Origin of the sequence: Jiangella sp. DSM 45060 (assembly GCF_900105175.1) — a bacterium.
Taxonomy (GTDB): domain Bacteria; phylum Actinomycetota; class Actinomycetes; order Jiangellales; family Jiangellaceae; genus Jiangella.
In genome coordinates, this window is the sequence record NZ_LT629771.1 from 2,599,548 (window position 1) to 2,623,667 (window position 24,120).

The window sequence follows — 24,120 nt, forward strand, 5'->3', positions numbered from 1 at the left end:
CTTACCCTTGGGGGCATGACGACTGAGCGGGTCAGCGCCATGCTGGTCATGTCCGACACCGCGTACCGCGACCTGTTCGACGACGAGTTGCGGGCGCGGCTGGAGAAGCTGGCAGAACTGGTGCGTCCCGGGCCGGTGGCGACGTTCGCCGACCCCGCCGTGCGGTCGGCGCTCGGGCAGGTCGACGTGCTGGTCACGTCGTGGGGCTGCCCGCCGCTCGACGAGGACGTGCTGGCCGACGCGCCCCGGCTGCGGGCCGCGTTCCACGCCGCGGGCTCGGTGAAGCACCACGTCACCGACGCCTGCTGGGAGCGCGGGCTGGTGGTCACCACGGCGGCCGCCGCCAACGCCGTCCCGGTGGCCGAGTACACGCTGGCCGCCGTCCTGGCCGCGGGGAAGCGGGTGCCGCGCTTCGCCGCCGGGTTCCGGGCCCGCCCCGGCGAGCTGGGCTGGCGCGACGACATCGCCGGCGCGTCGAACTACCGGCGGGTCGTCGGCGTCGTCGGGTTCTCCCGCATCGGGCGCCGGGTGGCCGAGCTGCTCCGCCCGTTCGAGCTGACGGTGCTGGTGGCCGACCCGTACGCCGACCCGGCCGAGGTGGCCGCCGCGGGCGCTCAGGTGGTCGAGCTGGACGACCTGCTGGCCCGCGCCGACGTCGTCACGCTGCACGCGCCGTCGCTGCCGGAGACCCGCCACCTCATCGACGCGCGTCGATGTGCGCTGATGAAGGACGGCGCGACGCTGATCAACACCGCCCGCGGCGCGCTGGTCGACCACGCCGCGCTGACCGCCGAGTGCGAGCGCGGCCGGCTCGACGCCGTGCTCGACGTCACCGATCCGGAGCCGCTGTCGCCCGACTCGCCGCTGTACCGGCTGCCCAACGTCGTGCTGACCCCACACATCGCGGGCGCCCTGGGCACCGAGTGCCGCCGGCTGACGGCGCTGGCGCTGGACGAGCTGGAGCGCTTCGCCGCCGGCCTCCCGCTGGAGCACGAGGTGCGCCGCGCCGACCTGGTGGTGCAGGCGTGAGCGTCCGGACCGGACTGGTGTCCATCACGTTCCGCCAGCTCGGCGTCGACGACGTGCTCGGCGTCATGGGGCGGGCCGGGCTGACGGCGGTCGAGTGGGGCGGCGACGTGCACGTCCCCGTGGGCGACGTCGCGGCGGCGGAGCTCACGGCGGCGGCCAGCGCCGATCACGGCGTCCAGGTGGTCGCCTACGGCTCGTACTACCGGGCCGGCGACCACGACCCGGTGGAGTTCGACGACGTGCTGCGCTCGGCGGTCGCGCTGGGTGCGCCGCGCATCCGGGTCTGGGCCGGGACGCTCGGCTCGGCCGGTGCGACGGCGGAGCACCGCGGCCGCGTCGCCGCCGACCTGCGCCGCATCGCCGGCCTGGCCGGGCGCGAGGGCGTCGAGATCGCCGTCGAGCACCACCCGAACACGCTCACCGACACGCTGGAGTCCGCGCTCGACCTCTACGCCGCGGCCGGCCACCCGGCGCTGCGGCCGTACTGGCAGCCGCGGCGCGGCCAGCACCCGGACGACGCGCTGCGCGAGGCGACGGCGCTGCTGCCGGGCCTGGTGACGGTGCACGTGTTCACCTGGACGGCCGACGGCGACCGGCTGCCGCTGGCCGACGGCGCGGCACTGTGGACGCCGGTGCTGGGCACGCTGGCCGGCCGCGACGACGCCGAACGGTACGCGCTGCTCGAGTTCGTCCGCGGCGACGACCCCGAGGCGCTGGTCCGCGACGCCGTCACGCTGCGGGAGTGGCTCGGGTCCTGACGACGGCGGCGGTCTCGGGGCCCAGCTCGGCCACCGCGCCGTCGAGCGCCACCGGGCCGGTGGCCAGCAGCAGCTCGCCGGCCGGGCCGGACAGCGGCACCCGCCGCGGCTCGCCGGCGAGGTTGACCGCCACCCGCAGCGTGCCCCGGTGCAGCACGAACCAGCCGGCCGCCTCGTCGAACCCGGACGCGACGGCGGTGAGGTCGCCGTCGCGCAGCTCCGGCTCGGCCGCCCGCAGCGCGATCAGCCGCCGGTAGAGCTCCAGCATCCGCGCGTGCTCCGGACGCTCCGGCTCGGTCCAGTCCAGCCGGGCGGTGCGGAACGCGGCCGGGTCCTGCGGGTCGAGCATCGCCGACGTGTCCCAGCCGTGCCGCTCGAACTCGGCCAGCCGGCCCGGCCCGATGGCGGCCGCCAGCACGGGGTCGGGGTGCGACGTGAAGTACGGCCAGCGGGTGGACGCCGCCCACTCCTCGCCCATCCAGAGCATCGGGGTGAACGGCAGCGTCAGCAGCAGCACGGCGCCGATGCGCTGCCGCCCGGGCGTCGTCAGCTCGGTCAGGCGCTCGCCCGCGGCGCGGTTGCCGACCTGGTCGTGGTTCTGCAGGCAGACGACGAAGCGGTGGCCGGGCGTGCGGGCGCGGTCGATCGGCCGGCCGTGCGGGCGGCCGCGGAAGGACGAGAACCGGCCGTCGTGCAGGAACGCGTCGCGTACGACCTTGGCCAGCACCGTCAGCGAGCCGAAGTCGGCGTAGTAGCCCTGCCGCTCGCCGGTGAGCAGCGCGTGCAGCGCGTGGTGGACGTCGTCGTCCCACTGGCCGTCGAGACCGTACCCGCCGTCGGCGCGCGGCTCGATCAGGATCGGGTCGTTGAGGTCGGACTCCGCGATCAGCGGCAGCGGCCGGCCCAGCTCGCCGGAGAGCCGCTCGACCGCCGCCGACAGCTCGGCCAGCAGGTGCGGGTGCCCGCGCCCGGCCAGCGGGTCGACCAGCGCGTGGACGGCGTCGAGCCGCAGGCCGTCGAGGTGGTAGTCGCGCAGCCACATGAGCGCGTTGTCGATGACGTAGCGGCGCACCGTCGGCTCGCCGAGGTTGACGACGTCGCCCCAGGCGGTGCCGGCGCCGTCGGTGAGGTACGGGCCGAACCGGGGCAGGTGGTTGCCGCTGGGGCCGACGTGGTTGTAGACGACGTCCAGCAGCACGGCCAGGCCGTGGGCGTGGCAGGCGTCGACGAACCGCTTGAAGCCGTCCGGCCCGCCCAGCGGCTGGTGCACGGCGAACCAGCCGACGCCGTCGTAGCCCCAGTTCCACTCGCCGGCCAGCGCGTTGACGGGCAGCACCTCGACGTGCGTGACGCCGAGGCGGATCAGGTGGTCGAGCCGGCCGATGGCGCCGTCGAAGGTGCCCTCCGGGCTGAACGTGCCGATGTGCAGCTCGTACAGGACGGCGCCGGCCAGCGGGCGGCCGGTCCAGGCGGTGTCGGTCCACTCGAACGCGGCGTGGTCGTACACCCGGGCCCGGCCCTCGACGCCGTGCGGCAGCCAGGCGGCGCGTGGGTCGGGCAGCACATCGGGGGAGTCGTCCAGCTGCCAGCCGTAGTCGGTGCCCGGAGGCGCCGGCGCGTGCGCCGTCCACCACCCGCCCGGCGCTCGCACCGCCCGGGCCGAGCGGCGCCCCGCCCGCAGCTGCACGCGGCGGGCGGCCGGGGCCCAGACCAGGAACGTCGTCATGCGGGTGGGGCGAGCAGCGCGACGGGATAGGTGGCGAGCAGCGTCGCGAGCGGCACCGTCCCACCGTACGGCCGCCCGGTCAGGACGTCGACCAGATTGCCCGGCAGCGACACGACGGTGTCCGCCCACCCACCCCGCCGCTCCAGTCGCACCGGCAGCCGCGTCGCCACCGTCACCGCGCCGCCCCGGTCGAAGGCCACCGCGTGCTCCGCGGCCGGCCCGTGCACCGGGACCCGCCGGTACGCCGTGAACAGCGACGGCCGGTCGCGGCGCAACCGCAGCGCCCGCGACACCACCCACAGTTTGGCGGCGCCGGTCGCGTCGACCGGGGGAGGAGTGGTGAGCTCCGCCAGCAGCGCCCGCAGCCGCGGCCAGTCGACCGGGCGGCGGTTGTCGGGGTCGACCAGGGAGTCGTCCCACCCCTCGGTGCCCTGGTAGACGTCGGGCACGCCGGGCATGGTGAGCTGCACCAGCTTCTGGCTCAGCGCGTTGGACCAGCCGTACGGACGGATGAGGGCGACGAACGCCTCGACCGCCGCCCGCAGCTCCGGCCGCTCGGCCAGCGCGTCGAGCGCGGCCAGGGCCGCGGCCTCGGCGTCGGCGTCGGGGTCGGCCCAGGTGGTGACGGTACCGGCCTCGCGCAGCGCCTTAGTGGCGTAGGCGTGCAGGCGGTCGCGGTGGTCCAGGCCGATGCCGGCGACCGTCTGCCACAGCAGGTAGCCGCCGGCGGCGTCGGGCAGCGGCGCCTCGCGCGCCAGCAGCCGCACCAGCGCGGCCCACTCGTCCGGGACCTCGGCGAGCACCGCGAGCCGGGCCCGCACGTCCTCGCCGCGCTTGGTGTCGTGGGTGGACAGGGTCGTCATCGAGTGCGGCGCGGTGCGCAGCCGGCGTTCCTGGACGGCGTGGAAGTCGGCGAGGCCCAGCCCGAACCGGGCGGGGTCGCCGCCGACCTCGTTGAGCGCGACGAACCGGGTGTACCGGTAGGCGGCGGTGTCCTCGACGCCCTTGGCCATGACGGCGCCCGTGGTCTGCTGGAACCGCACGCAGAGCTCGTCGGCGGGGTCGCGCAGCCGCGGCTCCAGCGCGTCGAACGCCACGGCCAGCCGCGGGTGCCGCCGCCGCGCCATCGTGAGCGCGGCGTCCAGGTGGTCGGCACCCGACGACGGCAGGTACGACCGATACACCGGGAACGCCACGGCCAGGAACGTCAGCGCCGCGAACGCGTCGGGAACGGACGGCGCCAGCCGGGCCAGCCGGTGGAACTCCGAGCGCAGGACGGTACTGGCCACCGCCCGCTTCCCGATCTCCGCGTGCGTGCGCCAGTCGTGCTCGTCGCCGGTCAGCTCGCGATAGAGGCGGTCGAGCGCCGGTTCGCCCGCGGGGTCGACGAACAGCGGGCCCACCTCGGCCAGCGCGTCGTAGCCGGTCGTGCCGTCGACCGGCCACCCGGCCGGCAGCGCCTCGCCCGGCTCCAGGATCTTCTCCGCCAGGATCCACGCGCCGGGCGCCTGCTCGCGCAGCCGGCGCAGGTAGCCGCCGGGGTCGGCCAGCCCGTCCGGGTGGTCGACGCGCAACCCGGCGACGCCGTCGTCGGTGACCCAGCGCAGGACGCGCTCGTGCGTGGCCGCCGCCACCTCGGGGTCCTCGACCCGGACCCCGGCCAGCGAGGACACCGCGAAGAACCGCCGGTAGGCCAGCTCGGTGTCGCCGCGTCGCGCGTCGGCCAGCTCGTAGTGCTGGCGGGCGTGCACGTCGGCGGCGGTGTCGCCGGGCCGTGGCCCGCTGCCCGGCGCCAGCGGGTAGCGCACCCCGGCGGCCAGCAGCGCGTCGCCGTCGAGCTCGACCGCGTCGGCGCCGTCGAGGACCGGCAGCAGCAACCGCCCGGCCGGCCAGTCGACGTCGAACCAGGACGCGTACGCCGACGCCGGGCCGTGCCGCAGGAGGTCGTGCCAGGCCGGGTTCTGCTCGGGGTCGGCGACGCCCTGGTGGTTGGGGACGAGGTCCACGACTATGCGTAGCCCGTGCTCCCGGGCCGCCGCCACCAAGGCGCGCCAGCCCGCCTCGCCGCCGCGGTCGTCGTCCATGCGGGTGACGTCGACGACGTCGTAGCCGTGCGCCGACCCGGCCGTGGCGCGCAGCAGCGGCGACAGGTAGAGCGCCCCGGCGCCGAGGTCGCGCAGGTACGGCGTCAGCTCGGCGGCCGCCGCCAGCGGGAACGCGGCGCTCAGCTGCAGCCGATAGGTCGACGACGGCGGGGTCACGGCGCGGCGTCCCGTGGCGTCATCAGCACCAGCAGCGACCGCGCCTGGACGGTGACGACGGACCCGGCCGCGCGCGGCCCGCCGCGGTCGCCGGCGTCGTCGTCGGCGGTGTCGAGGACGGTGTCCCAGGCGGCGCCGAACTCGGGGCCGGGCAGGGTGAACTCCAGCGGCTCGTGATGGGCGTTGAAGCAGAGCAGGAAGGAGTCGTCGACGACCCGCTGCCCGCGCGCGTCGACCTCGGCGATGCCGTTGCCGTTGAGGAACACCGCGATGGCCCGGCCGAACCCGGCGTCCCAGTCGGCCTCCGTCATGGGGCTGGCGTCGGGGCGCAGCCAGTCGATGTCGGGCAGCCCCTCGACGCCCGGACGGCGCACCGGCAGGCCGTTGAAGAACCGGCGCCGCCGGAACACCGGGTGCGCCGCCCGCAGCGCCGTGACGCGGCGGGTGAACTGCCGCAGCGCGTGGTCGGCGTCGTCCCAGTCGACCCACGACAGCTCGTTGTCCTGGCAGAACGCGTTGTTGTTGCCGTCCTGCGTGCGGCCCAGCTCGTCGCCGTGCGAGATCATCGGCACGCCCTGCGACAGCAGCAGTGTCGCGAGGAAGTTGCGCTGCTGGCGGGCCCGCACCGCGTTGACCTCGGGGTCGTCGGTGCGGCCCTCGACGCCGCAGTTCCACGACCGGTTGTGGCTCTCGCCGTCGGCGTTGTCCTCGAGGTTGGCCTCGTTGTGCTTCTCATTGTAGGAGACGAGGTCGCGCAGCGTGAAGCCGTCGTGGGCGGTGACGAAGTTGATCGACGCGACCGGCCGCCGGGTGGACTGCTCGTAGAGGTCGGCCGACCCGGTGATGCGCGACGCGAACTCGCCCAGCGTGGCCGGCTCGCCGCGCCAGAGGTCGCGGACGGTGTCGCGGTACTTGCCGTTCCACTCCGTCCACTGCGGCGGGAAGTTGCCCACCTGGTAGCCGCCCGGGCCGAGGTCCCACGGCTCGGCGATCAGCTTCACCTGGCTGACCGTCGGGTCCTGCTGCACGAGGTCGAAGAACGCCGACAGCCGGTCGACGTCGTAGAACTCGCGGGCCAGGGTGGCGGCGAGGTCGAAGCGGAAGCCGTCGACGTGCATCTCGGTGACCCAGTACCGCAGGGAGTCCATGATCAGCTGCAGGGAGTGCGGGTTGCCGACGTTCAGCGAGTTCCCGGTGCCGGTGTAGTCGAGGTAGTAGCGCTTGTCGTCGTCGACCAGCCGGTAGTAGGCGGCGTTGTCGATGCCGCGGAACGACAGCGTGGGGCCGAGGTGGTTGCCCTCGGCCGTGTGGTTGTAGACGACGTCGAGGATGACCTCGATGCCGGCCTCGTGCAGCGCCCGCACCATGGCCTTGAACTCGCCGATCTGCGCGCCCGGCGTGGTGGCCGAGCTGTACTTCGGGTCGGGCGCGAAGAACCCGATGGAGTTGTAGCCCCAGTAGTTCGACAGCCCTTTCTCCAACAAGGTGGAGTCGTGGGCGAAGTGGTGCACCGGCATCAGCTCGAGCGCGGTGACGCCGAGCGACGTCAGGTGGTCGAGGACGACGGGATGCGCGATGGCCGCGTAGGTGCCGCGGATCTCCTCGGGGATGTCCGGGTGGGTCTTCGTCAGGCCTTTGACGTGCGCCTCGTAGATGACGGTCTCGGCGTACTCGCGGCGCGGCGGGCGGTCGGTGCCCCAGTCGAAGAACGGGTTGATGACCACCGCCTTCGGCATGTGCGGCGCGGAGTCGTCGTCGTTGCGGCTGTCGGGGTCGCCGAACTGGTAGCCGAACAGCGCCTGGTGCCACTCGAACGTGCCGTCGACGGCCTTCGCGTACGGGTCGAGCAGCAGCTTCGCCGGGTTGCAGCGGTGGCCGGCCTTGGGGTCGTGCGGGCCGTGGACGCGGTAGCCGTAGCGCTGGCCGGGCTCGACGCCGGGCAGGAAGGTGTGCCACACGAAGCCGTCGACCTCGGTCAGCGGCAGCCGCGTCTCGGCGCCGTCGCCGTCGAACAGGCACAGCTCCACGCCGTCGGCGACCTCGCTGAACAGCGCGAAGTTGGTGCCTGAGCCGTCGTACGTGGCGCCGAGCGGGTACGCCGCCCCCGGCCACTGCGGCATCGGCTCGGCAGAGGTCATCGGGCGGCCTTTCGTCGCGGTTCGGTGTGGTGCTCGCTGCGCCGCGAGTCAGGACTCCATGGTCGCTGGTCGGGCCGTCCGAATCCACTCGATCGGCCCGCCCGGCCGAACCGGGTCCGGGCGCGCCGCATACGGTGGTGCTGATGCGCATCCGACCCCGACGGCCCGGCGACGTCCCGGAACTGGCGGCCGTTCTGGCCCGCGACCACGAGGTCACCGGCTACCCGTACCTGCTGCCGGACGACCCGGCGGGGTGGATCGAGGAGCCGGACCGCCTCGCCGCGTTCGTCGCCGCCGACGACGCGGACCGCCCGGCCGGGCACGTCAGCGTCGGCGCCGCCGCGACCACCGACCACGGCGCGGGCACCGTCCTGCAGGAGGCCTGGAGCAAGGCGCACGGACGACCGGTCGACGGCTGCGCCGTGGTGGGACGGCTGTTCGTCGCGGCGGACCGGCAGCGGCACGGCGCCGGTGCGGCGCTCCTCGACACCGCCGTCGGGTGGATGCGCGAGCGCGACCTCGCGCCCTGCCTCGACGTACTGCCGATCGGGCCCGCGGCGTCCGTCGTGGGCTGGTACGAGACGCGCGGCTGGGAGGTGGTGGGCGAGGCCAGCCCGGTCTGGCGACGGCCCGGCTGGCCGCCGTTGCTGGCGCTGATCCTGCCGGGCCAAACGTGAAGAACCACACAGAGTGACCGAATTCTGGCGTTTGACTATCGAAGATCACCCTCTGTAGGCGATCATGGTGCGTCGTACGCCACCCGGGGGCGGGGGATGCGGAGGTAGACACATGGACGATGCTGCGCACGATCGGCCCGGTTCGGCCGGCGAGCACGCACTGCAGGAGTCACACGGCAGCCGGGAACGGGCTGACCGCTTCTACCGCGAACAGGTCGCCGACCACCTGAACGGCCACATGCGCGAGTTCGTCGGCCGCATGGAGATGGTGTTCGTCGGGTCGGCCGACGGCGGCGGCGAGTGCGACGTGACCTTCCGGGCCGGTCCGCCGGGCTTCGTCCGGGTGCTCGACCCGCGGACGCTGGCCTGGCCGGAGTACCGCGGCAACGGCGTCATGGCCAGTGCCGGCAACATCGTCGAGAACGGCCACGTCGGCCTGCTCTTCATGGACTTCGTGCGCGACCTCGTCGGCCTGCACGTCAACGGCGGGGCGCAGCTGCTGTCGCCGTCGGAGTTCGCCGAGTGGCACCCGGACGAGCCGATCGACGCCGACGTGCCCGGCCGGCGGCCCGAGCGGTGGGTGACGGTGCACGTCGAGGAGGCCTACATCCACTGCTCCAAGCACGTGCCGCGGCTGATGCCGGTGCCGCGGAACCGGCAATGGGGCACCGACGACCGCAAGGCCAAGGGCGGCGACGCGTTCGGGGTGGCGGCGTCGCGCGGGCTCGGCGCGCACGCCAGGCGGGCGCTCAGGCAGGGCGCGCCACGGTTGTCGTGACGGGCACGACGGCGGCGGCGTGGCCGGCGCCGCGACCCTCGGCACGGGCGACGACTCGGCCCGCCACGACACGGACCGCGGCCTCGGTGTCGTCGGAGGGCTCGGCGATGCCGGCGGCCGCGGCCACGGCGTCGGCCGCGGGGCCCAGCAGCAGCCGCACCGGCGGGCGGGCCGGCCCGGGGACCGCCCGGCGCAGCGTGCCGTCGAGCCGGGCGAGGACCAGCCGGGCGAGCGGCGCCAGCTCGTCCGGCTCGCCCGTCACCAGCGCCACGGTGACACCGGCGCCGGCGGGCGCGGACCGCACCGACTCCTCGGCGGCCTCGAGCCGGCGCAGGCCCAGCAGGTGCACGACGCCGTCGCCCGGCGCTGGACCGTCCGGCCACGGCTCGTCGACCAGCCGGGCGGGGGAGACGTGCCGCAGGTAGGCGCGCGGCCAGCCGCGGTCGGCCGGCAGCGCCGTCAGCAGCTCGCAGGCGGCCACGACATCGAACTGGTCGACGAAGCCGGGCGCGGCGGTGGCCAGGTGGTCGGCGCCCGCCAGCAGGGTCAACGCCGACGCCGCGACGCGCACGGCCCGCCCGCGCAGCCCGAGCCGCTCCAGCGCGAGCCCCAGCACCAGCGCCTCCAGCTCCAGCAGCTGTGCGTACGCGGCGCGCGCGGGCTCGTCGTCGAGCACGTCGGCGGGCAGGCCGGCGCCGAGGCGGGCCCGGACGATGGCCGCGAGCGCCTCGCGCGGCGTGGTGCCCCCGGCGGCGTCGCCGCGGGCCGCCCGCGCGGCCCGCTCGGCGTCGGCGGCCAGCACCGACAGGTACAGCGCCCGCTTGCCGGCGAAGTTCGCGTAGACGGCGCCGCGGGTGAGCCCGGCGCGGGCGGCGATGCCGTCGATGGTCGCGTCGCGGTAGCCGCGGCCGGCGAACTCGGCGCGGGCCGCGGCCAACACGCCGGACCGGGTGCGCTCCTGGGTCTGCGCGCGGGTGAGCCGTACCATCAGCGCCTCCCGTTGTCTTCGCTCGCGATCCAGGATACCGTCACCATCCAGATGGTCCGAACATCTGAAATGTGGGTCTGAATTCGATGACGTGCACCTTCTGCGGCAAGAGCCAGAAGCAGGTGAAGACTCTGATCGCGGGGCCCGCCCGCGTCTGCATCTGCGACGAGTGCGTCGAGGTCTGCAACGAGCTGATCGAGGAGGACCCCGCGTTCGACGACGCGGGCGAGCCGGTCGACCCGCCGAAGCCGCGCGAGATCCACGAGTTCCTCGACCAGTACGTCATCGGCCAGGACGCGGCCAAGAAGGCGCTCGCGGTGGCCGTCTACAACCACTACAAGCGGGTCCGGGCGCCGTCGTCGGACGTCACGGTCGCGAAGTCGAACGTCCTGCTCATCGGCCCGACGGGGTGCGGCAAGACCCACCTCGCGCAGACGCTGGCGCGGCTGCTGAACGTGCCGTTCGCCATCGCCGACGCCACCGCGCTGACGGAGGCCGGCTACGTCGGCGAGGACGTCGAGAACATCCTGCTGAAGCTGATCCAGGCCGCCGACTACGACGTGTCCCGCGCCGAGACCGGCATCGTCTACATCGACGAGGTCGACAAGATCGCCCGCAAGAGCGAGAACGCGTCGATCACCCGCGACGTGTCCGGCGAGGGTGTGCAGCAGGCGCTGCTGAAGATCCTCGAGGGGACGACGGCCAGCGTCCCGCCGCAGGGCGGCCGGAAGCATCCCGGCCAGGAGTTCATCCAGATCGACACCACGAACGTGCTGTTCATCGTCGCCGGAGCGTTCGCCGGGCTGGACGAGGCGATCCGGACGCGCACCGGGCGGCGCGGGCTCGGCTTCGGCGCCGACCTGACGCGTCCGGCGCCGGACGACGACCCGCTCGGCGACGTGATGCCGGAGGACCTGCTGCGCTTCGGGCTGATCCCGGAGTTCGTCGGCCGGCTCCCGGTCATCACGACCGTCAGCCCGCTGGACCGCGCGGCGCTGATCCGCATCCTGTCCGAGCCGCGCAACGCGCTGCTCAAGCAGTACATCCGGCTGTTCGAGCTGGACCACGTCGAGCTCGAGTTCACCGACGACGCGATCGAGGCGATCGCCGACCTCGCGCTGCTGCGCGGCACCGGCGCACGGGGCCTGCGCGCGATCCTCGAAGAGGTGCTGCTGCAGGTCATGTACGAGGTGCCGTCGCGCGACGACGTCGCCCGCGTGGTCGTCACCCGCGAGGTGGTCGACGCGAACGTGCTGCCGACGCTGCTGCCCCGGGGCCGCGCGGCGGGGCGCCGGCAGCGGCGGGAGCAGTCGGCCTGAACCGCACGGTGTCGCCGGGGCGCAGCTGGGCGGCCGGCGACAGGTCGGCGGCCGCGACGACGCCGATCACCGGGTAGCCGCCGGTCACCGGGTGGTCGGCGAGGAACAGCACCGGGCGCCCGTCCGGCGGCACCTGCAGCGCCCCGGTCACCATGCCCTCGGGCGGCAGCTCCGCGGCCGCGCCGGCCGCGCGCCGCAGCGGCGGCCCGGCCAGCCGCAGCCCGACGCGGTCGCTGTCCGCCGTCACCTCGTACGCGGTCGCGAACAGCGTCCGCAGCGCCGACGGCGCGAACCGGTCCGCCCGCGGGCCCGGCAGCACCCGCAGCGTGACGTCGTCCGGCGGCGGCGGCACGGGCGCGACGTCGACGGAGGGATGGCCGTCGTGGTCGCCGGCCAGCGGCAGCAGGTCGCCGGAGCGCAGCGGCGGCGGGCCGATGCCGGCCAGCGAATCCCACGACCGCGACCCCAGCACCGGCGGCACGCCCAGCCCGCCGCGCACCGCCAGGTACGAGCGCAGCCCGCGGGCCGGCCGCCCGACCCGCAGCAGCTCGCCGGCCCGGACGGCGAACGGGGCGTTGAACGCCGCCGCCCGGTCACCGGCCCGCACGTCCGCCGGCGCGCCGGTGAGCGCGACCGTCGCCGTCCGCCGGAACCGCACCACCAGCCCGCCCAGCACGAACTCGATCGCGGCGGCCCGCTCGGCGTTCGCGACCAGCCGGTTCGCCAGCCGGAAGCTGTCCTCGTCCGCCGCGCCGGACCGCCCGACGCCGAGGGCGCCGAGGCCCGGCCGGCCGAGGTCCTCGACGAGCGCCAGCAGACCCGGCTCGACGATCTCGAGCGCGGGGCCGGCGTCGCTCATGCGAATGCGGCGATCGCGACGCCGTGCTCCGTCAGCACCTCGCGGACCCGGCGCAGGATGGCGACGGCGCCGGGGGTGTCGCCGTGCACGCACAGCGACCGGGCGTCGACGGCGACCGGCTCGCCCTCGATGCTGGTGACCTGCCCGGTGGTGACGATCTGCAGGCACCGCGCGGCGACCTCGTCCGGGTCGGTGACGAGCGCGCCCGGCCGCCGCCGCGACACCAGGCGGCCGTCGGCGTGGTAGGCGCGGTCGCCGAACGCCTCGGCCGCCGTGGGCAGCCCGTGCACGGCCGCGATGCGCAGCACCTCCGAGCCGGGCAGCCCGAGCATCGTCAGCCCCGGGTCGTAGGAGCGGGCGGCATCGACGACGGCGGCGGCCTGCTCGGCGTCGCGGACGATCACGTTGTAGAGGGCGCCGTGCGGCTTGACGTAGCGGACCCGGGTCCCGGTGACGCGGGCGATGCCGTCCAGCGCGGCCAGCTGGTAGAGGACGTCGTCGGCGAGCTGGGTGGCCGGCATGGCGATCTCGCGGCGGCCGAACCCGGCGAGGTCGCGGTAGCCGACGTGCGCGCCGACGGTGATGCCGCGGGCGGCCGCGATCTCGCAGACGCCGCGCATGATCGTCGGGTCGCCGCCGTGGAACCCGCAGGCCACGTTGGCGCTGCTCACCACCGCCAGCAGGCCGGCGTCGTCACCCATGGGCCAGGCGCCGAAGCCCTCGCCGAGGTCGCAGTTGAGGTCGATCGGCGTCGTCACGCGCGACCCTCCGTGAACCGCACCCGGGCGCCAGGCAGCAGCGCCGCCGGCGGCGTGCGGCCGAGGTCCCACAGGACCGCGTCGGTGTGTCCGAGCAGGTGCCAGCCGCCGGGCCCGGACCGCGGGTAGACGCCGGTGTAACGGTCTGCGATGGCGACCGAGCCGGCCGGGACCCGCGTGCGCGGCGTCTCGCGGCGGGGGAGCACCAGCCGCGGGTCCAGCCCCGTGAGGTAGGCGAAGCCGGGCGCGAACCCGGTGAACGCGACGGTGTACGTGCCGCCCGCGTGGCGGCGCACCACCTCGGCGGCGGACAGCCCGGCCGCCGCGGCGACGGCGTCGACGTCCGGGCCGTCGTAGCGCACCGGGATCTCGACCAGCGGCGGCTCGTCGGTGGCCGGGCGCTCGTCGGGCAGGTGCGCGAGCTCGTCGGTGAGCCGCTCGGCCGACGTCACGCCGGGATCGAACATGATCAGCAGCGTCTCTGCCGCCGGCACGACGTCGACCAGCCCGGGCGGCTCGTGGTCGCGCAGCGCCGCGTTCAGCGCGAGGACGTCCTCGAGGTCGTCCAACTCGACCAGGACGGCGTGGTCGCCGCAGGGGAGTACGTGCAACTCGCTGGTGCGCATGGCCTCGCCCCTCCACACGGCGTCCTCACGGGCCATTGAAGGGACGGTGTGCCGATCATGTCAAGGCGCTGCCCGCCCGGCGCTCCAGCAGGACGCAGTCGTGCCAGACGCCGTCGCGCTGCCCGAACTTCTCGCGGACGCCGACGGTGCGGTAGCCGGCCTGGTGGTGCAGCGACAGTCCGGCCCGGTTGGCGCTGAAGACCGACGTCTGCAGCGTCCAGATGCCGGCCCGGTCAGCCGCCGTGACCTGCTGGAACAGCAGCGCCTTGCCGACACCGCGGCCGCGGTGCGCGCGGTCGACGTACACCGCCGTCTCGCCCACCCCGCGCAGCGGCTCGCGCGGCGACGCGTGCGCGATGGTCGTCCAGCCGACGACCACGCCGTCGGCCTCGGCGACCCAGCGGTGACCGGGCAGCCAGCGGGCGGACAGCCGGGTGCTCGGCGGCACCGTGGTGTCGAACGACGCGAGGCCGGTGTCGAGGCCGTCCTGGTAGATGCGACGCACGTTCGGCCAGTCATCCAGCCGCAGCTCCCGCACGACGATGCCCGCGGGCACGTCCTCGGGGTGCCGCGGCCGGGTGGCCCGCGCTCCCATGACGACGTCGGCCATGTGCGGCAGCCCGATGATGCACGCCTCGTTGACGGTGACGCGGGTGAACGGGCCCTGGCGGCCGACGTGGACGAAGCCGAGCTCGGCCAGCCGGCGGACGTGGTGCGAGCAGGTGGACTGGCTGATGCCCAGCCGCTGCGTCAGCTCGCCGACCGTCTGGCCGGCGGGCGCCGTCGCGACGGCGTGCAGCAGCCGGACCCGGGTCGGATCGGCCAGGCAGGCGAAGGATTCGGCGAAGCGGACGACGTCATCGGTGGGAAGCAGATCGGGGTGCTCGAGCGTGCCGGCGGTCATGGCAGGGAGCCTATTGAGCCCGATCGCCGCCCGCGTGATGTTCGCGTATCGCTGAGGTTTCCCCGGACGGAACTCGGACGGAACTCGCTCAGAACGCCGCGCCGTCCGGCCGCCACTCGGTGACCTCGACCTCGCCGCCGTCGACGATGTCGAGGTTGGTGTGCGGCCCGTAGCCCTCGACGACCCAGGAGGTCAGCGGCAGCTCGGTGGCCGGCGCGCCCGGCGCCGCGGCCAGCACGACCTCGTACGTGAGGTCCGGGTTGTCCGCCGTCGGCATGGCGTTCCACTCGACCACCGCCATCGCCCGGGCGCCCGGCGGGATCACCACCCGCGCGGGGTCGGCCGCCGGGACGGCGGTGACGGTCAGCGGCAGCTCGGCGAGGGTGCGGAAGGTGAGGTCCGGGTGGCCCTGGACGGCGCACGGCGCCGGGCCGGTGTTCGTCGCGCCCAGGAACAGGTACCGCGAGCCGAGCGCGGCGTCGCTGCCGATGATCTCGAGGCGCAGGCCGGCCGGGTCGCACTCCGGCGCCGACGTGTCGGCCGGCCAATCGGAGCTCGCGGTGTACGGCGGCCGCGGCGGCACGTCGGCGACGGCGAGCTCGGCCGAGTCGTCGAGCGTGCGGACCACGTCGACCCCGGCGCCCTGCACCGCCGCGACGTCGGCCACCTTCGCCAGGTCGGACGCGTCGCCCACCCGGACGTCCGCGGTCTCGCCGTCGAACACCGCCCGCACCACCCCCGGCGTGCCGGCGAACAGGTACGCGTCGCCGACGGGGCCGCCGACCGCGTCGCGCGACTCCGGCAGCGGGAACGCGCGGACGGTGATCTCCGCGCCCGTCGGCGTCACGGGATGCAGCCACACCTCCAGCTCCGGCGCGTCCGCGGGCCGGCCGGCGAGCAGGGTGTCGACGGTCTCGGCCGCCCAGCCGGCGCCGAGGGCGGTGTCGTGGACGAGGTGCAGGCGCAGTTTCGAGCCGTCGGGTTCGGCGGTCACGTCGTCGACGCCGGGGAGCGCGCGGGCGGCCGCGACGACCGGATCCGCATTGCCGGTCGAGGCCGCGTCCTGCCCGCAGCCGGCGAGGACGAGCGCGACGACGGCGGCCAGTAGGGTACGGAACGGCACGGACCGACCCTAACGTCCACGAAGGAGGCGCCGGTGCCGGGCACGCTCGTCCTCGGGCCATTGCTGCGGCACGTCGACCGCACCTCCGCCCTGATCTGGGTCGAGACCGCGCGCCCCGCCACCGTCCGGGTCCTCGACGCGACCGCCCGCACGTTCACCGTCCACGGCCACCACTACGCGCTGGTCGCCGTCGACGGCCTGGAACCCGGCACGTCCACGCCGTACGCCGTCGAGGTCGACGGCGAGCACGCCTGGCCCGAGCCCGGGTCGCCGTTCCCGCCGCCGGTCATCCGCACCCGCGGCGACGGCGGCGTGCGGCTCACCTTCGGGTCCTGCCGCATGAGCGTCCCGCACGACGCGAAGCATGACCGCGTCTACGGAACCGACGCGCTGCGGGCCCTCGCGCTGACGCTGGCCGCGGCGGACGAATCGGCCCGGCCGGACGCGCTCGTGCTGCTCGGCGACCAGGTGTACGCCGACGAGACGTCCGACGAGATGCGCGAGATCATCGCCGGGCGCCGCGACGTCGCCGAGCCGCCCGGCACCGAGGTCGCCGACTTCGAGGAGTACGCGCATCTCTACCGGCTGGCCTGGACCGACCCGGCGGTGCGCTGGCTGCTGTCGACCGTCCCGGCCGCGATGATCTTCGACGACCACGACATCCGCGACGACTGGAACACCTCGCAGCCGTGGCGGGCGACGATGGCCGGGCAGGCGTGGTGGCGGCGCCGGATCACCGGCGGCCTCGCCGCGTACTGGCTGTACCAGCACGTGGGCAACCTGTCGCCGTCCGAGCGGGCCGCGGACCCCGTGCTGGCCGCCGTCCTCGCCGCCGGCGGCGACGCCGGTGCGGTGCTCGACGAGTTCGCCTGGCAGGCCGACCAGGACCCGGCGTCGTACCGGTGGAGCTTCACCCGCGACGTCGGCCCGGCCCGGCTGGTGATGATCGACACCCGCTGCGGGCGCGTCCTGGATCCGGGGAAGCGCACGATCGTCGACGACGCCGAGTGGGACTGGATCGCCGGCCAGGTCCGCGACACTGAGCATGTCGAGCACCTGTTCCTCGGCACGTCGCTGCCGTACCTGCTGCCGCGCGGCCTGCACGACCTCGAGGCCTGGAACGAGGCGACGGCGGGCGGCGCGTGGGGCGGCCGGTTCGCGAGGGCGGCCGAGTCGCTGCGGCAGGCGATCGACCTCGAGCACTGGGCGGCGTTCGGCCGCTCGTTCGACGCGATGGCCGCGCTGGTCACGGAGGTGGCGACGGCGCCGGACGGGCGGCGGCCGCAGACCGTCTCGTTCCTCTCCGGCGACGTGCACTACTCGTACGCGGCGCGGCTGGCCTACCCGGGCCGCACGGACCGTACCAGCCGGGTGTACCAGCTGGTCTGCTCGCCAGTGCGCAACCCGCTGAGCCGGACCCTGCGCTACCTCAACGGCGCCGCCGCGTTCGCCGTCGCCCGGGTCGCCGGGACCGCGCTGGCCCGGCTGGCGCGCGTGCCGAAGCCGTCCGTGCGCTGGTCGATCGACGCCGGGCCGCGGTTCGACAACGCGCTGGCCACCCTGGAGGTGACCGACGGGTCCGTCCGGGTGCGCTGGGAGACCGGGCGGGTCGACGGCGACACCGCGACGATGTCGGAGGTGCTGTCGGTGACGCTCTGACGTCACGCCGGGACGGTGACGCTCAGCGCGTGCTGCCGCACCGTCCACGTCCGCGCCCCGGCCAGCTCGGACAGCTCGCCGTCGGCGTTGAGCGGCACCGGACCGCCCTCGACCGTCACCGTATGCCCGCGCGCCTCGACGACGTCGTGCCGCTCCGGGTGCCGGCCGCGGACCAGCGCCGCCGCGAACGCCAGCCGGGCCCGCCACCTGGTCGAGAACGACACGACCACGTCGACCCGGCCGTCGTCCGGCTCGGCCGACGGCGTCACCGGGGCGCCGCCGCCGATGGTGACGCCGTTGCCGAGCGCGACCATCAGCGCGCGCCGGTCGCCGCCCGCCACCACGTCGCCGTCGACGGTGACGCGCAGCCGCCAGCCGCGCGCCGACGCCCCGGCGACCGCGCTGCCCACCGGGTAGGCCAGCCGGCCCAGCCGCGGCTTCAGCGGGACGGCGCGCCGCCCGGCCTCCGCGCCCACCCCGAGGTGCACCGCGTTCACCACCACCCCGCCCGCGTCGTCCGTCAGCACGTCGAGGTCGCGCTGCCGTCCGTCCAGCACCACCTGCGCCGCCCGGGCCGGGTCCAGCGGCAGCCCGAGCGTGCGCGCGAGGTCGTTGCCGGTGCCCAGCGGGACCAGCCCGAACGCGAACGGCGGCCGGTCCAGCAGCCCCGCCGCCAGCGCCGTCGCGGCCAGCAGGTGCACCGACCCGTCGCCGCCCAGCACCACCGGACGGTGTCCGGGGTGGCGCGCCAGCACGGCCGGCAGCGCGTCCGGGTCCAGGTCGGCGATCTCGACGTCGCCGCCCGCCCGCAGCACGCCCAGCGCCGTCTCCACCGCGTCGTCGCGTGCGGAGCCGGCGCGGGTGTTCGTGATGACCAGCAGCTTCGGCACCCGCCGATGGTGCCAGGTCCGGATGAGAATCTTGTGAGCGGCGTCGTCACGCAGCGACAATGCATCGATGGAGCACGGGGACCAGGGACCGCTCGATCTCGGCGTGGTGGGCGAGACGCCGGACGAGCCGGACGACGAGCCGCGCGGCGGACCCAGCGGCCGGCGGGTCTGGACGGCTGTCGCGGCGGCCTTCGTCGTCGGCGCCGGGCTGGGGCTGTTCGTCGCCGACGCCCGGGACGACGCGGCCTCCTACTCCGACGTCCGGCTGGCCAGTGGCGCGCTGCAGGCGCTACCGGACCGCGCGAACGAGGAGTCGCCCGGCCGGATCGAGCTGAGCCTGCTCAACCTCGGCGAGCACGAGGTCGAGATCCTCGGGATGGAGCTGCCGGGCATGTCGGTCCGGGCGGACGAGGAGCGAGCCGAGCCGATCACCGCGTCGCCCGGCGAGTGGGTGACCGCGAGTCAGGGCGGCCTGATCGCCGACTGCGCCGGCGCCGATCCCGGCGACGACGCGCCGGTGCGGGTTCACGTCCGCGACGCCGGCGGGACCGAGCGGCTGGTCGACGTGGGCGCGCTGCCCGACTTCGGCGGCGCCCTGGAGGTGTGGGGGCACCTCTGCCGCGGTCCCGAGCTGGTCTTCCCCCTGATGGACGCGGTGGTGCAGGTGAACGACGACGGCAGCGTCACGACGACGCTGCGGGTGTCGAACGACGGGTCCGAGCCGCTGGAGGTCAGCCGGTTCCAGACCTTGGCGCCAGGGCTGGTCGCCACCGGCCCGGAACCCCCGTTCGAGGTGCCGCCGGATGAGTCGCTCGACGTGCCGGTGACCTGGACCGTCGGCGACTGCCGGCAGGCGCTGACGTGGGAGGCGCCGGAGATCGAGTACTCGACCGGCAGCGGAGCCACGAGCGCCCCCGGCTGGTATCCGCTGACCGGCGCCGCTCAGGCCGAGCTGGTGCTCATGGTCGACCGGGTCTGCGGGGACGAGCGGTGAGCGAGCCGCTCGACCTCGGCGTGGTGGGTGGTGGCCGGGACCGCGAACCGCCGGACGACGAGCCCGGCGCGGAGAGCACGGCCCGCGGCCGCACCCCCCGCTGGCGCCGGTGGGCCGCCGTCGCCGCGGCGTTCGCGATCGGCGGGGTGGCCGGGCTGGTCGTTGCGCAGGCACGCGACGACGCGGGCGGGTACGCGGGGGTGGAGCTGTACGGCGGGCCGGCGCAGCCGGTCTTCACCGGGCAGCGCACACGCGGCGAGCTGAGCGTCCACCTGCTCAACGCCGGCGACCACGCGGTCGAGATCCTCGGCGTCGAGATCGACGGGACGCCGGCCACCGAGACCGCCGAGCCGGTGCCGGCCGACCCGGGCGCCTGGGTGACGTTCGTGCAGCGCGGCCTGCAGGTCGACTGCGCCGGGCCGCTCCCGACCAGTCTGACGGTGCGCGCCCGCACGGCGTCGGGCGACGAGCGGCTGGTCGAGCTGGCGCCGCCGGACGAGTACGAGGGCCTGCGCGGCTTCTGGTACCTCGAGTGCCAGGGACCGTTCCAGAACGGACTGCAGTTGCGCGACAGCACGGTCCTCAGCAACGGTGACGGCGCCGTCGTGCTGCGGCTGGAGCTGGCCAACACCGGCCTGGACGACCTCCGCCTCGGCGCCGTCGCGAGCCGGGCGCCCGGCTTCGGCCTGACCACCGAGTCCGAGGGACTGGTGGTCCCGGCGGGCCAGAGCGCCTTCCTCGCCACCACGTGGACGGTGACCGACTGCGGCCCGGCGCTGGGCGCGTCCGGCGGGTCGGTCGCGGTCCGGATCCTGCACGGCGACGCCGAGACCGAGCAGATCATCGTGCTGCCGGACGCCGGGTTCACCGCGCTGGCGCGGTTGTCGGGGCAGGCCTGTCCGGCCACAATCCAGGAATGACGGTGGGGGACGGGCGCGACGACAGCTTCGACCTCGGTGTCGTCGGCCGCGGCGGCGACGGGGGGATCGGCGGCGAGCCCGGCGACGACGGCCCCAGCGGCGCGGACGAGCCGGGCCGGCGCCGCTGGCGGCGCTGGGCCGTACCCGCGGTCGCCCTCGTCGCCGGTGCCCTGATCGGCACCGTCGTCGCCGACGCCCGGCACGACGCTGCCGAGCTGGCCCGCGTCGGCATCGTCAGCGGCCCGTCGACGTGGACGCCGGAGGCCGGCGGCGACGGGTCGGTCGCGCTCGACCTGCAACTGGTGAACATCGGCTCCCGGCCGGTCGAGATCGTCGGCGTCGAGGCGGACGGCTTCGGCGTCGAACCGGGCACGGACCCGATCGACGCGGTCGAGGCGGCGGCCGGCGTCTGGGTCGTCGTGCGCCAGCCGGGCCTGCTGGCCGACTGCACCGCCGCGGCGCCGACGTCTCTGCGGGTCCGGGTCCGCGACTCCGGCGGCGACGAGCACACCGTGACCGCCGACCAGCACGTCGACTACGGCGGCATCGGCATGCTCTGGACCGAGCAGTGCGAGTTCGGCGGCGGGTACGTCCAGTTCGCCGGCCCGGCGGCCATGACCGTCGCCGACACCAGCGTCACGATGACGCTGCCGCTGCTCAACTACTCCGGCCGGTCGGTGCGCGTCACCCGCATGGTGCCCATGGCGCCCGGCATGGCCGCGCTGCCGCCCGAGCTCCCCATCCCGCTGGACGGTCAGGGCACCGCACAGGTGGAGGTGACCTGGTCCGTCGAGGACTGCGTGGCCGCGCTGAGCATGAGCGGCGACGCCGGGCTGATCGAGTACAGCGTCGCCTACGGCTCCATGGAAGTGCCCGAGTCGTATCCGCTGGACGGACCCACCATGGTCGAGCTGGTCCGGCTGGCGAACCGGGTGTGCGGCTGACGGTCGCGGGCGTACGTCGGCGGACGTACCGCGCGGATCAGCGGCTGAGCGGACGAGCGCGACCACGCCGCGCCGCCAGTCTCGTCGGCATGAGCATCGACGTCCCGTACCTGAGCCGCCCGCAGGGCCCGCTGGACGAGCTCGCGCAGCTGCGCCGCACGGTGGGCGACGCCGCCGTCGCCGGGCTCGGCACCCACACCCCGTTCGCGCTGAAGCACCGGCGGGCCCGCCACCTCGTCGAGCAGCTGGGCTTCCGCACGATCGCCTGGGAGGAGAGCTGGGGCAGTGGCGTCGTCCTCGACCGGTACGTCCGCGGCGACGGCAGCAGCGCCCGCGACGCCGCCGGGCAGGCGCGGCCCGCGCTGCGCGTCCAGGCGATGCTGGACCTTCTGCGGTGGATGCGCGAGTTCAACCGCGGCCGCCCCGGCTGGGACCAGGTCCGCTTCGTCGGCGCCGACGTGCTCGAGCCGCGCGTCCTGCAGCACGTCGAGCTGCACCAGTTCGTCGCCCACGCCGCGCGGGAGCTGCTGCCGCGGGCGCACGAGCTGCTGCTGAGGCTGGCGCTGCGCGGCACGCCGCAGGAGCACGCGGCCTGGTACCGGCGCCTCACCGAGGACGAGCGCCGTCCGCTGGTCGCCGCGGCCCGCGAGCTGTACGACCTGGTCGGCGACGTCGCCGGGCGCCGAACCGCCCGGCGCGGCCGTCCGGTCGTGGACGCCGACGACGCCGTCCTGCACGCGCTCGCGCTGCTCGGCTTCCACGAGACCGGCTCCGGCGACCTGCGCGACCGGTACGTCGCCGGCATCGTCGCCAGCTGGCAGCGGCGAACCGGGCACCGCGTGGTCTACAGCGGCACGTGGGTCGCCTAGGGGTGTCTCTCGGGTCTCGGCCGTAGCGAGCGGCGTCCAGGTGGATGCCTCGCAAGGCCGAGGAAGGAGTCATAGCGGTGCCTATGGCGACTGACGAGAACGCCGCGAGGCGCCGCCTGGGCGCCGCGCAGTAGGCCACGGACCCGGGAGACACCCCTAGGGCAGGATCGAGTCGACGTAGCCGCCGTCCACCCGGACGGCGGCTCCCGTCGTCGCCGACGCCTGCGCCGAGCTGAGGTAGACGACGAGGTTGGCGATCTCGTCCGGCTCGATGAGGCGTTGCAACAGCGACTGCGGCCGGTGCCGGCGCATGAACTCGCGCTGCGCCTCGTCCCACGGCAGGTCGCGGTCGACCAGCTGGTAGACGAAGTCCTCGACGCCGCCGGTGTGCGTCGGCCCGGCGATGACGCTGTTGACGGTGACGCCGCTGCCGGCCGCCTCCTTGGCGAACCCGCGCGACACCGCCAGCAGCGCCGTCTTCGTCATGCCGTAGTGGATCATCTCGGCCGGGATGACGACGGCGGAGTCGCTGGCGATGTACTGCACCCGGCCCCAGCCGCGGGCCCGCATGCCGGGCAGGTAGGCGCGGGTCAGCCGCACCGCGGCCAGCACGTTCACCTCGAAGTAGCGCCGCCACTCGGCGTCGGTGATCTCCAGCGCCGGCGTCGCCTCGAAGATGCCGAGGTTGTTGACCAGGACGTCCACGGCGGGCAGCGCCTCGAGCGCGGCGGCCGCGCCGTCGTCGGTGGTGACGTCGGCGGGGACGGCGACCAGGTCGGCGCCGTCGGCCTCGGCCCGCAACCGGTCGATGGCGGCGTCGACGCTGCCGGCGCTGCGCCCGTTGACGCCCACCCGGGCGCCGGATCGGGCCAGGCCGGCCGCGATGGCCCAGCCGATGCCCTGGGTGGAACCGGTCACGAGGGCGGTGCGTCCGCTCAGATCCAGCCGCATCCCTCGATCCTGCCTCAGCTCCGGCGCCGCCGCCGCGAGATCGCGACACCCACCAGGCTGATGGCGCCACCGATGAAGCCGAACACCGTCGGGACCTCGCTCAGCAGCGCCCACGACATCAGCACCGACACGGTGGGGACGATGTACGTCGTGGCGCTGAGCCGGCCGGCGTCCATCCGCTTGAGCGCGTACGACCACGTGGTGAACCCGATCGCGGTCGGGAACAGGCCCAGGTAGACGGCGGCCAGGATCGCGCCCGTCGACGCGCCGGCCAGCTCCGACACCAGCTGCGGCGTCCACGGCAGCAGCACGGCCGTGCCGACGAGGCAGGCCAGCCAGGTGGTGGTCAGACCGTCGGTGACCCGCAGCACGACCTTCTGGATCAGCGCCCCGGCCGTGTAGAGCACCGCCGCCAGCAGGCACAGCGCGATGCCGAGCCAGTCGCGGTCGCCGGTGGAGCCGAGCGAGAGGACGGCGACGCCGCTCAGGGCGACCAGCGAGCCGGCGATCAGCGCCCGCGGGAAGCCCTCGCCGAGGAACAGCCCGGCGCCGAACGCGATCAGCAGCGGCGCGACGTTCACCAGCAGCGCCGCCGTGCCGGCGTCGACGTGCTGCTCGCCGGCGTTGAGCGCGACGGTGTAGATGGCCAGCCAGAGCACGCCGCAGGCCGCGATCAGCCCGTACGTCCGCCGCGACAGCGGCTGCGGGATGACCCGCCGGCCGCGCGTCGCGACCACGATCGTCGTCAGCGCCACCGACGCGACCGCCAGCCGGATCAGCGCGAGCGGCGCGGCGGACAGCGTGTGCCCGACGTCGCGGATCGCGACGAACGCCGACGACCAGAGCACGACCGTGACGGCGGCGGCGATGGCGGCCTTGCGGTTCTCGGTGAGGCGGGGCGGTGCGGCGGCGGGCGCCGGGAGGGTCTGCGTCACCCTGACATGGTGCG

The 24,120-nt window shown here is 75.1% G+C and carries 22 protein-coding genes; 10 read left to right on the top strand and 12 right to left on the bottom strand.

Annotated elements, in window-relative coordinates:
• Positions 1 to 15: 15 nt before the first annotated feature.
• Positions 16 to 1,029, top strand: a complete 1,014-nt coding sequence (locus BLU82_RS11690; protein ID WP_197682888.1) for a hydroxyacid dehydrogenase — start codon at positions 16 to 18, stop codon at positions 1,027 to 1,029.
• Positions 1,026 to 1,787, top strand: coding sequence for a sugar phosphate isomerase/epimerase (locus BLU82_RS11695; protein WP_197682889.1), 762 nt, complete (start codon positions 1,026 to 1,028; stop codon positions 1,785 to 1,787). The genes BLU82_RS11690 and BLU82_RS11695 overlap by 4 nt, the downstream gene beginning before the upstream one ends.
• On the opposite strand, the gene treZ is transcribed toward BLU82_RS11695, so the two are convergent.
• The 3 genes from treZ to glgX are packed head-to-tail and all read right to left on the bottom strand — an operon-like array spanning position 1,759 to position 7,912.
• Positions 1,759 to 3,513: a malto-oligosyltrehalose trehalohydrolase gene (gene treZ, locus BLU82_RS11700; protein ID WP_092620034.1), complete on the bottom strand. Its 1,755-nt coding sequence runs from the start codon at positions 3,511 to 3,513 to the stop codon at positions 1,759 to 1,761. The genes BLU82_RS11695 and treZ overlap by 29 nt on opposite strands.
• Entirely contained in the window at positions 3,510 to 5,774 is a 2,265-nt protein-coding gene (treY, locus tag BLU82_RS11705; RefSeq protein WP_092620037.1) for a malto-oligosyltrehalose synthase, read from the bottom strand. Before treY ends, treZ begins: the two co-directional genes overlap by 4 nt.
• The gene (gene glgX, locus BLU82_RS11710) at positions 5,771 to 7,912 is read right to left on the bottom strand and encodes a glycogen debranching protein GlgX (protein WP_092620040.1); all 2,142 of its coding nucleotides are present in this window, start codon (positions 7,910 to 7,912) and stop codon (positions 5,771 to 5,773) included. Before glgX ends, treY begins: the two co-directional genes overlap by 4 nt.
• Before the next feature lie 143 nt (positions 7,913 to 8,055).
• On the opposite strand from glgX, the gene BLU82_RS11715 reads away from it, so the two are divergent.
• The gene (locus tag BLU82_RS11715; protein WP_157740837.1) at positions 8,056 to 8,589 is read left to right on the top strand and encodes a GNAT family N-acetyltransferase; all 534 of its coding nucleotides are present in this window, start codon (positions 8,056 to 8,058) and stop codon (positions 8,587 to 8,589) included.
• A 112-nt stretch (positions 8,590 to 8,701) separates the two neighbouring features.
• On the top strand, positions 8,702 to 9,367 hold the full coding sequence (locus BLU82_RS11720; protein ID WP_092620046.1) for a pyridoxamine 5'-phosphate oxidase family protein: 666 nt from the start codon (positions 8,702 to 8,704) through the stop codon (positions 9,365 to 9,367).
• Here the strand turns inward: BLU82_RS11720 and BLU82_RS11725 are convergent.
• Positions 9,339 to 10,355, bottom strand: a complete 1,017-nt coding sequence (locus tag BLU82_RS11725; protein ID WP_092620049.1) for a TetR/AcrR family transcriptional regulator — start codon at positions 10,353 to 10,355, stop codon at positions 9,339 to 9,341. The genes BLU82_RS11720 and BLU82_RS11725 overlap by 29 nt on opposite strands.
• An 86-nt stretch (positions 10,356 to 10,441) precedes the next feature.
• On the opposite strand from BLU82_RS11725, the gene clpX reads away from it, so the two are divergent.
• A complete protein-coding gene (gene clpX / locus BLU82_RS11730) occupies positions 10,442 to 11,674 on the top strand; it encodes an ATP-dependent Clp protease ATP-binding subunit ClpX (RefSeq protein ID WP_092620051.1) in 1,233 nt (410 codons plus the stop codon).
• On the opposite strand, the gene BLU82_RS11735 is transcribed toward clpX, so the two are convergent.
• The 5 genes from BLU82_RS11735 to BLU82_RS11755 form a co-directional block, all read right to left on the bottom strand.
• Positions 11,580 to 12,533, bottom strand: a complete 954-nt coding sequence (locus BLU82_RS11735) for a biotin-dependent carboxyltransferase family protein (RefSeq protein WP_092620054.1) — start codon at positions 12,531 to 12,533, stop codon at positions 11,580 to 11,582. The genes clpX and BLU82_RS11735 overlap by 95 nt on opposite strands.
• On the bottom strand, positions 12,530 to 13,291 hold the full coding sequence (locus tag BLU82_RS11740) for a LamB/YcsF family protein (RefSeq protein WP_092620057.1): 762 nt from the start codon (positions 13,289 to 13,291) through the stop codon (positions 12,530 to 12,532). Before BLU82_RS11740 ends, BLU82_RS11735 begins: the two co-directional genes overlap by 4 nt.
• Positions 13,288 to 13,953, bottom strand: coding sequence for an allophanate hydrolase subunit 1 (locus BLU82_RS11745; protein WP_197682890.1), 666 nt, complete (start codon positions 13,951 to 13,953; stop codon positions 13,288 to 13,290). The genes BLU82_RS11740 and BLU82_RS11745 overlap by 4 nt, the downstream gene beginning before the upstream one ends.
• A 19-nt stretch (positions 13,954 to 13,972) precedes the next feature.
• Positions 13,973 to 14,821 carry a GNAT family N-acetyltransferase gene (locus BLU82_RS11750; RefSeq protein WP_092620060.1) on the bottom strand — a complete coding sequence of 283 codons (849 nt, stop codon included), beginning with the start codon at positions 14,819 to 14,821 and terminating at the stop codon, positions 13,973 to 13,975.
• 88 nt (positions 14,822 to 14,909) lie between these two features.
• Positions 14,910 to 15,944 carry a DUF4232 domain-containing protein gene (locus BLU82_RS11755; protein WP_092620063.1) on the bottom strand — a complete coding sequence of 345 codons (1,035 nt, stop codon included), beginning with the start codon at positions 15,942 to 15,944 and terminating at the stop codon, positions 14,910 to 14,912.
• A gap of 33 nt (positions 15,945 to 15,977) precedes the next feature.
• On the opposite strand from BLU82_RS11755, the gene BLU82_RS11760 reads away from it, so the two are divergent.
• Positions 15,978 to 17,603 carry an alkaline phosphatase D family protein gene (locus BLU82_RS11760; protein WP_092620066.1) on the top strand — a complete coding sequence of 542 codons (1,626 nt, stop codon included), beginning with the start codon at positions 15,978 to 15,980 and terminating at the stop codon, positions 17,601 to 17,603.
• A 2-nt stretch (positions 17,604 to 17,605) separates the two neighbouring features.
• Here BLU82_RS11760 and BLU82_RS11765 read toward each other — a convergent pair whose 3' ends face one another.
• Positions 17,606 to 18,493: a diacylglycerol kinase family protein gene (locus BLU82_RS11765; protein WP_092625721.1), complete on the bottom strand. Its 888-nt coding sequence runs from the start codon at positions 18,491 to 18,493 to the stop codon at positions 17,606 to 17,608.
• A gap of 67 nt (positions 18,494 to 18,560) precedes the next feature.
• On the opposite strand from BLU82_RS11765, the gene BLU82_RS11770 reads away from it, so the two are divergent.
• The 4 genes from BLU82_RS11770 to BLU82_RS11785 all read left to right on the top strand — a co-directional run bounded on the left by BLU82_RS11770 (position 18,561) and on the right by BLU82_RS11785 (position 22,220).
• Positions 18,561 to 19,487, top strand: coding sequence for a hypothetical protein (locus BLU82_RS11770; RefSeq protein ID WP_092620069.1), 927 nt, complete (start codon positions 18,561 to 18,563; stop codon positions 19,485 to 19,487).
• Positions 19,484 to 20,407, top strand: a complete 924-nt coding sequence (locus BLU82_RS11775; protein ID WP_092620072.1) for a hypothetical protein — start codon at positions 19,484 to 19,486, stop codon at positions 20,405 to 20,407. Before BLU82_RS11770 ends, BLU82_RS11775 begins: the two co-directional genes overlap by 4 nt.
• Positions 20,404 to 21,351 (top strand): hypothetical protein, encoded by a 948-nt coding sequence (locus BLU82_RS11780; protein ID WP_157740839.1) that lies wholly within the window; start codon positions 20,404 to 20,406, stop codon positions 21,349 to 21,351. Before BLU82_RS11775 ends, BLU82_RS11780 begins: the two co-directional genes overlap by 4 nt.
• An 89-nt stretch (positions 21,352 to 21,440) precedes the next feature.
• The gene (locus tag BLU82_RS11785; RefSeq protein WP_092620078.1) at positions 21,441 to 22,220 is read left to right on the top strand and encodes an erythromycin esterase family protein; all 780 of its coding nucleotides are present in this window, start codon (positions 21,441 to 21,443) and stop codon (positions 22,218 to 22,220) included.
• A gap of 156 nt (positions 22,221 to 22,376) precedes the next feature.
• On the opposite strand, the gene BLU82_RS11790 is transcribed toward BLU82_RS11785, so the two are convergent.
• Positions 22,377 to 23,171, bottom strand: a complete 795-nt coding sequence (locus tag BLU82_RS11790; RefSeq protein ID WP_092620081.1) for an SDR family NAD(P)-dependent oxidoreductase — start codon at positions 23,169 to 23,171, stop codon at positions 22,377 to 22,379.
• Between the two features lie 14 nt (positions 23,172 to 23,185).
• Complete coding sequence (locus BLU82_RS11795) at positions 23,186 to 24,106, bottom strand: DMT family transporter (RefSeq protein WP_092620084.1); 921 nt, start codon at positions 24,104 to 24,106, stop codon at positions 23,186 to 23,188.
• Positions 24,107 to 24,120: the final 14 nt, after the last annotated feature.

Excerpts from the sequence above, each read along its gene's own strand:
- BLU82_RS11690 (WP_197682888.1), top strand. The coding sequence starts at position 16 with ATGACGACTGAGCGGGTCAGCGCCATGCTGGTCATGTCCGACACCGCG.
- treZ (WP_092620034.1), bottom strand. The coding sequence starts at position 3,513 with ATGACGACGTTCCTGGTCTGGGCCCCGGCCGCCCGCCGCGTGCAGCTG.
- glgX (WP_092620040.1), bottom strand. The coding sequence starts at position 7,912 with ATGACCTCTGCCGAGCCGATGCCGCAGTGGCCGGGGGCGGCGTACCCG.
- BLU82_RS11715 (WP_157740837.1), top strand. The coding sequence starts at position 8,056 with ATGCGCATCCGACCCCGACGGCCCGGCGACGTCCCGGAACTGGCGGCC.
- BLU82_RS11720 (WP_092620046.1), top strand. The coding sequence starts at position 8,702 with ATGGACGATGCTGCGCACGATCGGCCCGGTTCGGCCGGCGAGCACGCA.
- BLU82_RS11725 (WP_092620049.1), bottom strand. The coding sequence starts at position 10,355 with ATGGTACGGCTCACCCGCGCGCAGACCCAGGAGCGCACCCGGTCCGGC.
- clpX (WP_092620051.1), top strand. The coding sequence starts at position 10,442 with ATGACGTGCACCTTCTGCGGCAAGAGCCAGAAGCAGGTGAAGACTCTG.
- BLU82_RS11735 (WP_092620054.1), bottom strand. The coding sequence starts at position 12,533 with ATGAGCGACGCCGGCCCCGCGCTCGAGATCGTCGAGCCGGGTCTGCTG.
- BLU82_RS11745 (WP_197682890.1), bottom strand. The coding sequence starts at position 13,953 with ATGGCCCGTGAGGACGCCGTGTGGAGGGGCGAGGCCATGCGCACCAGC.
- BLU82_RS11750 (WP_092620060.1), bottom strand. The coding sequence starts at position 14,821 with ATGACCGCCGGCACGCTCGAGCACCCCGATCTGCTTCCCACCGATGAC.
- BLU82_RS11770 (WP_092620069.1), top strand. The coding sequence starts at position 18,561 with ATGGAGCACGGGGACCAGGGACCGCTCGATCTCGGCGTGGTGGGCGAG.
- BLU82_RS11780 (WP_157740839.1), top strand. The coding sequence starts at position 20,404 with ATGACGGTGGGGGACGGGCGCGACGACAGCTTCGACCTCGGTGTCGTC.
- BLU82_RS11785 (WP_092620078.1), top strand. The coding sequence starts at position 21,441 with ATGAGCATCGACGTCCCGTACCTGAGCCGCCCGCAGGGCCCGCTGGAC.
- BLU82_RS11790 (WP_092620081.1), bottom strand. The coding sequence starts at position 23,171 with ATGCGGCTGGATCTGAGCGGACGCACCGCCCTCGTGACCGGTTCCACC.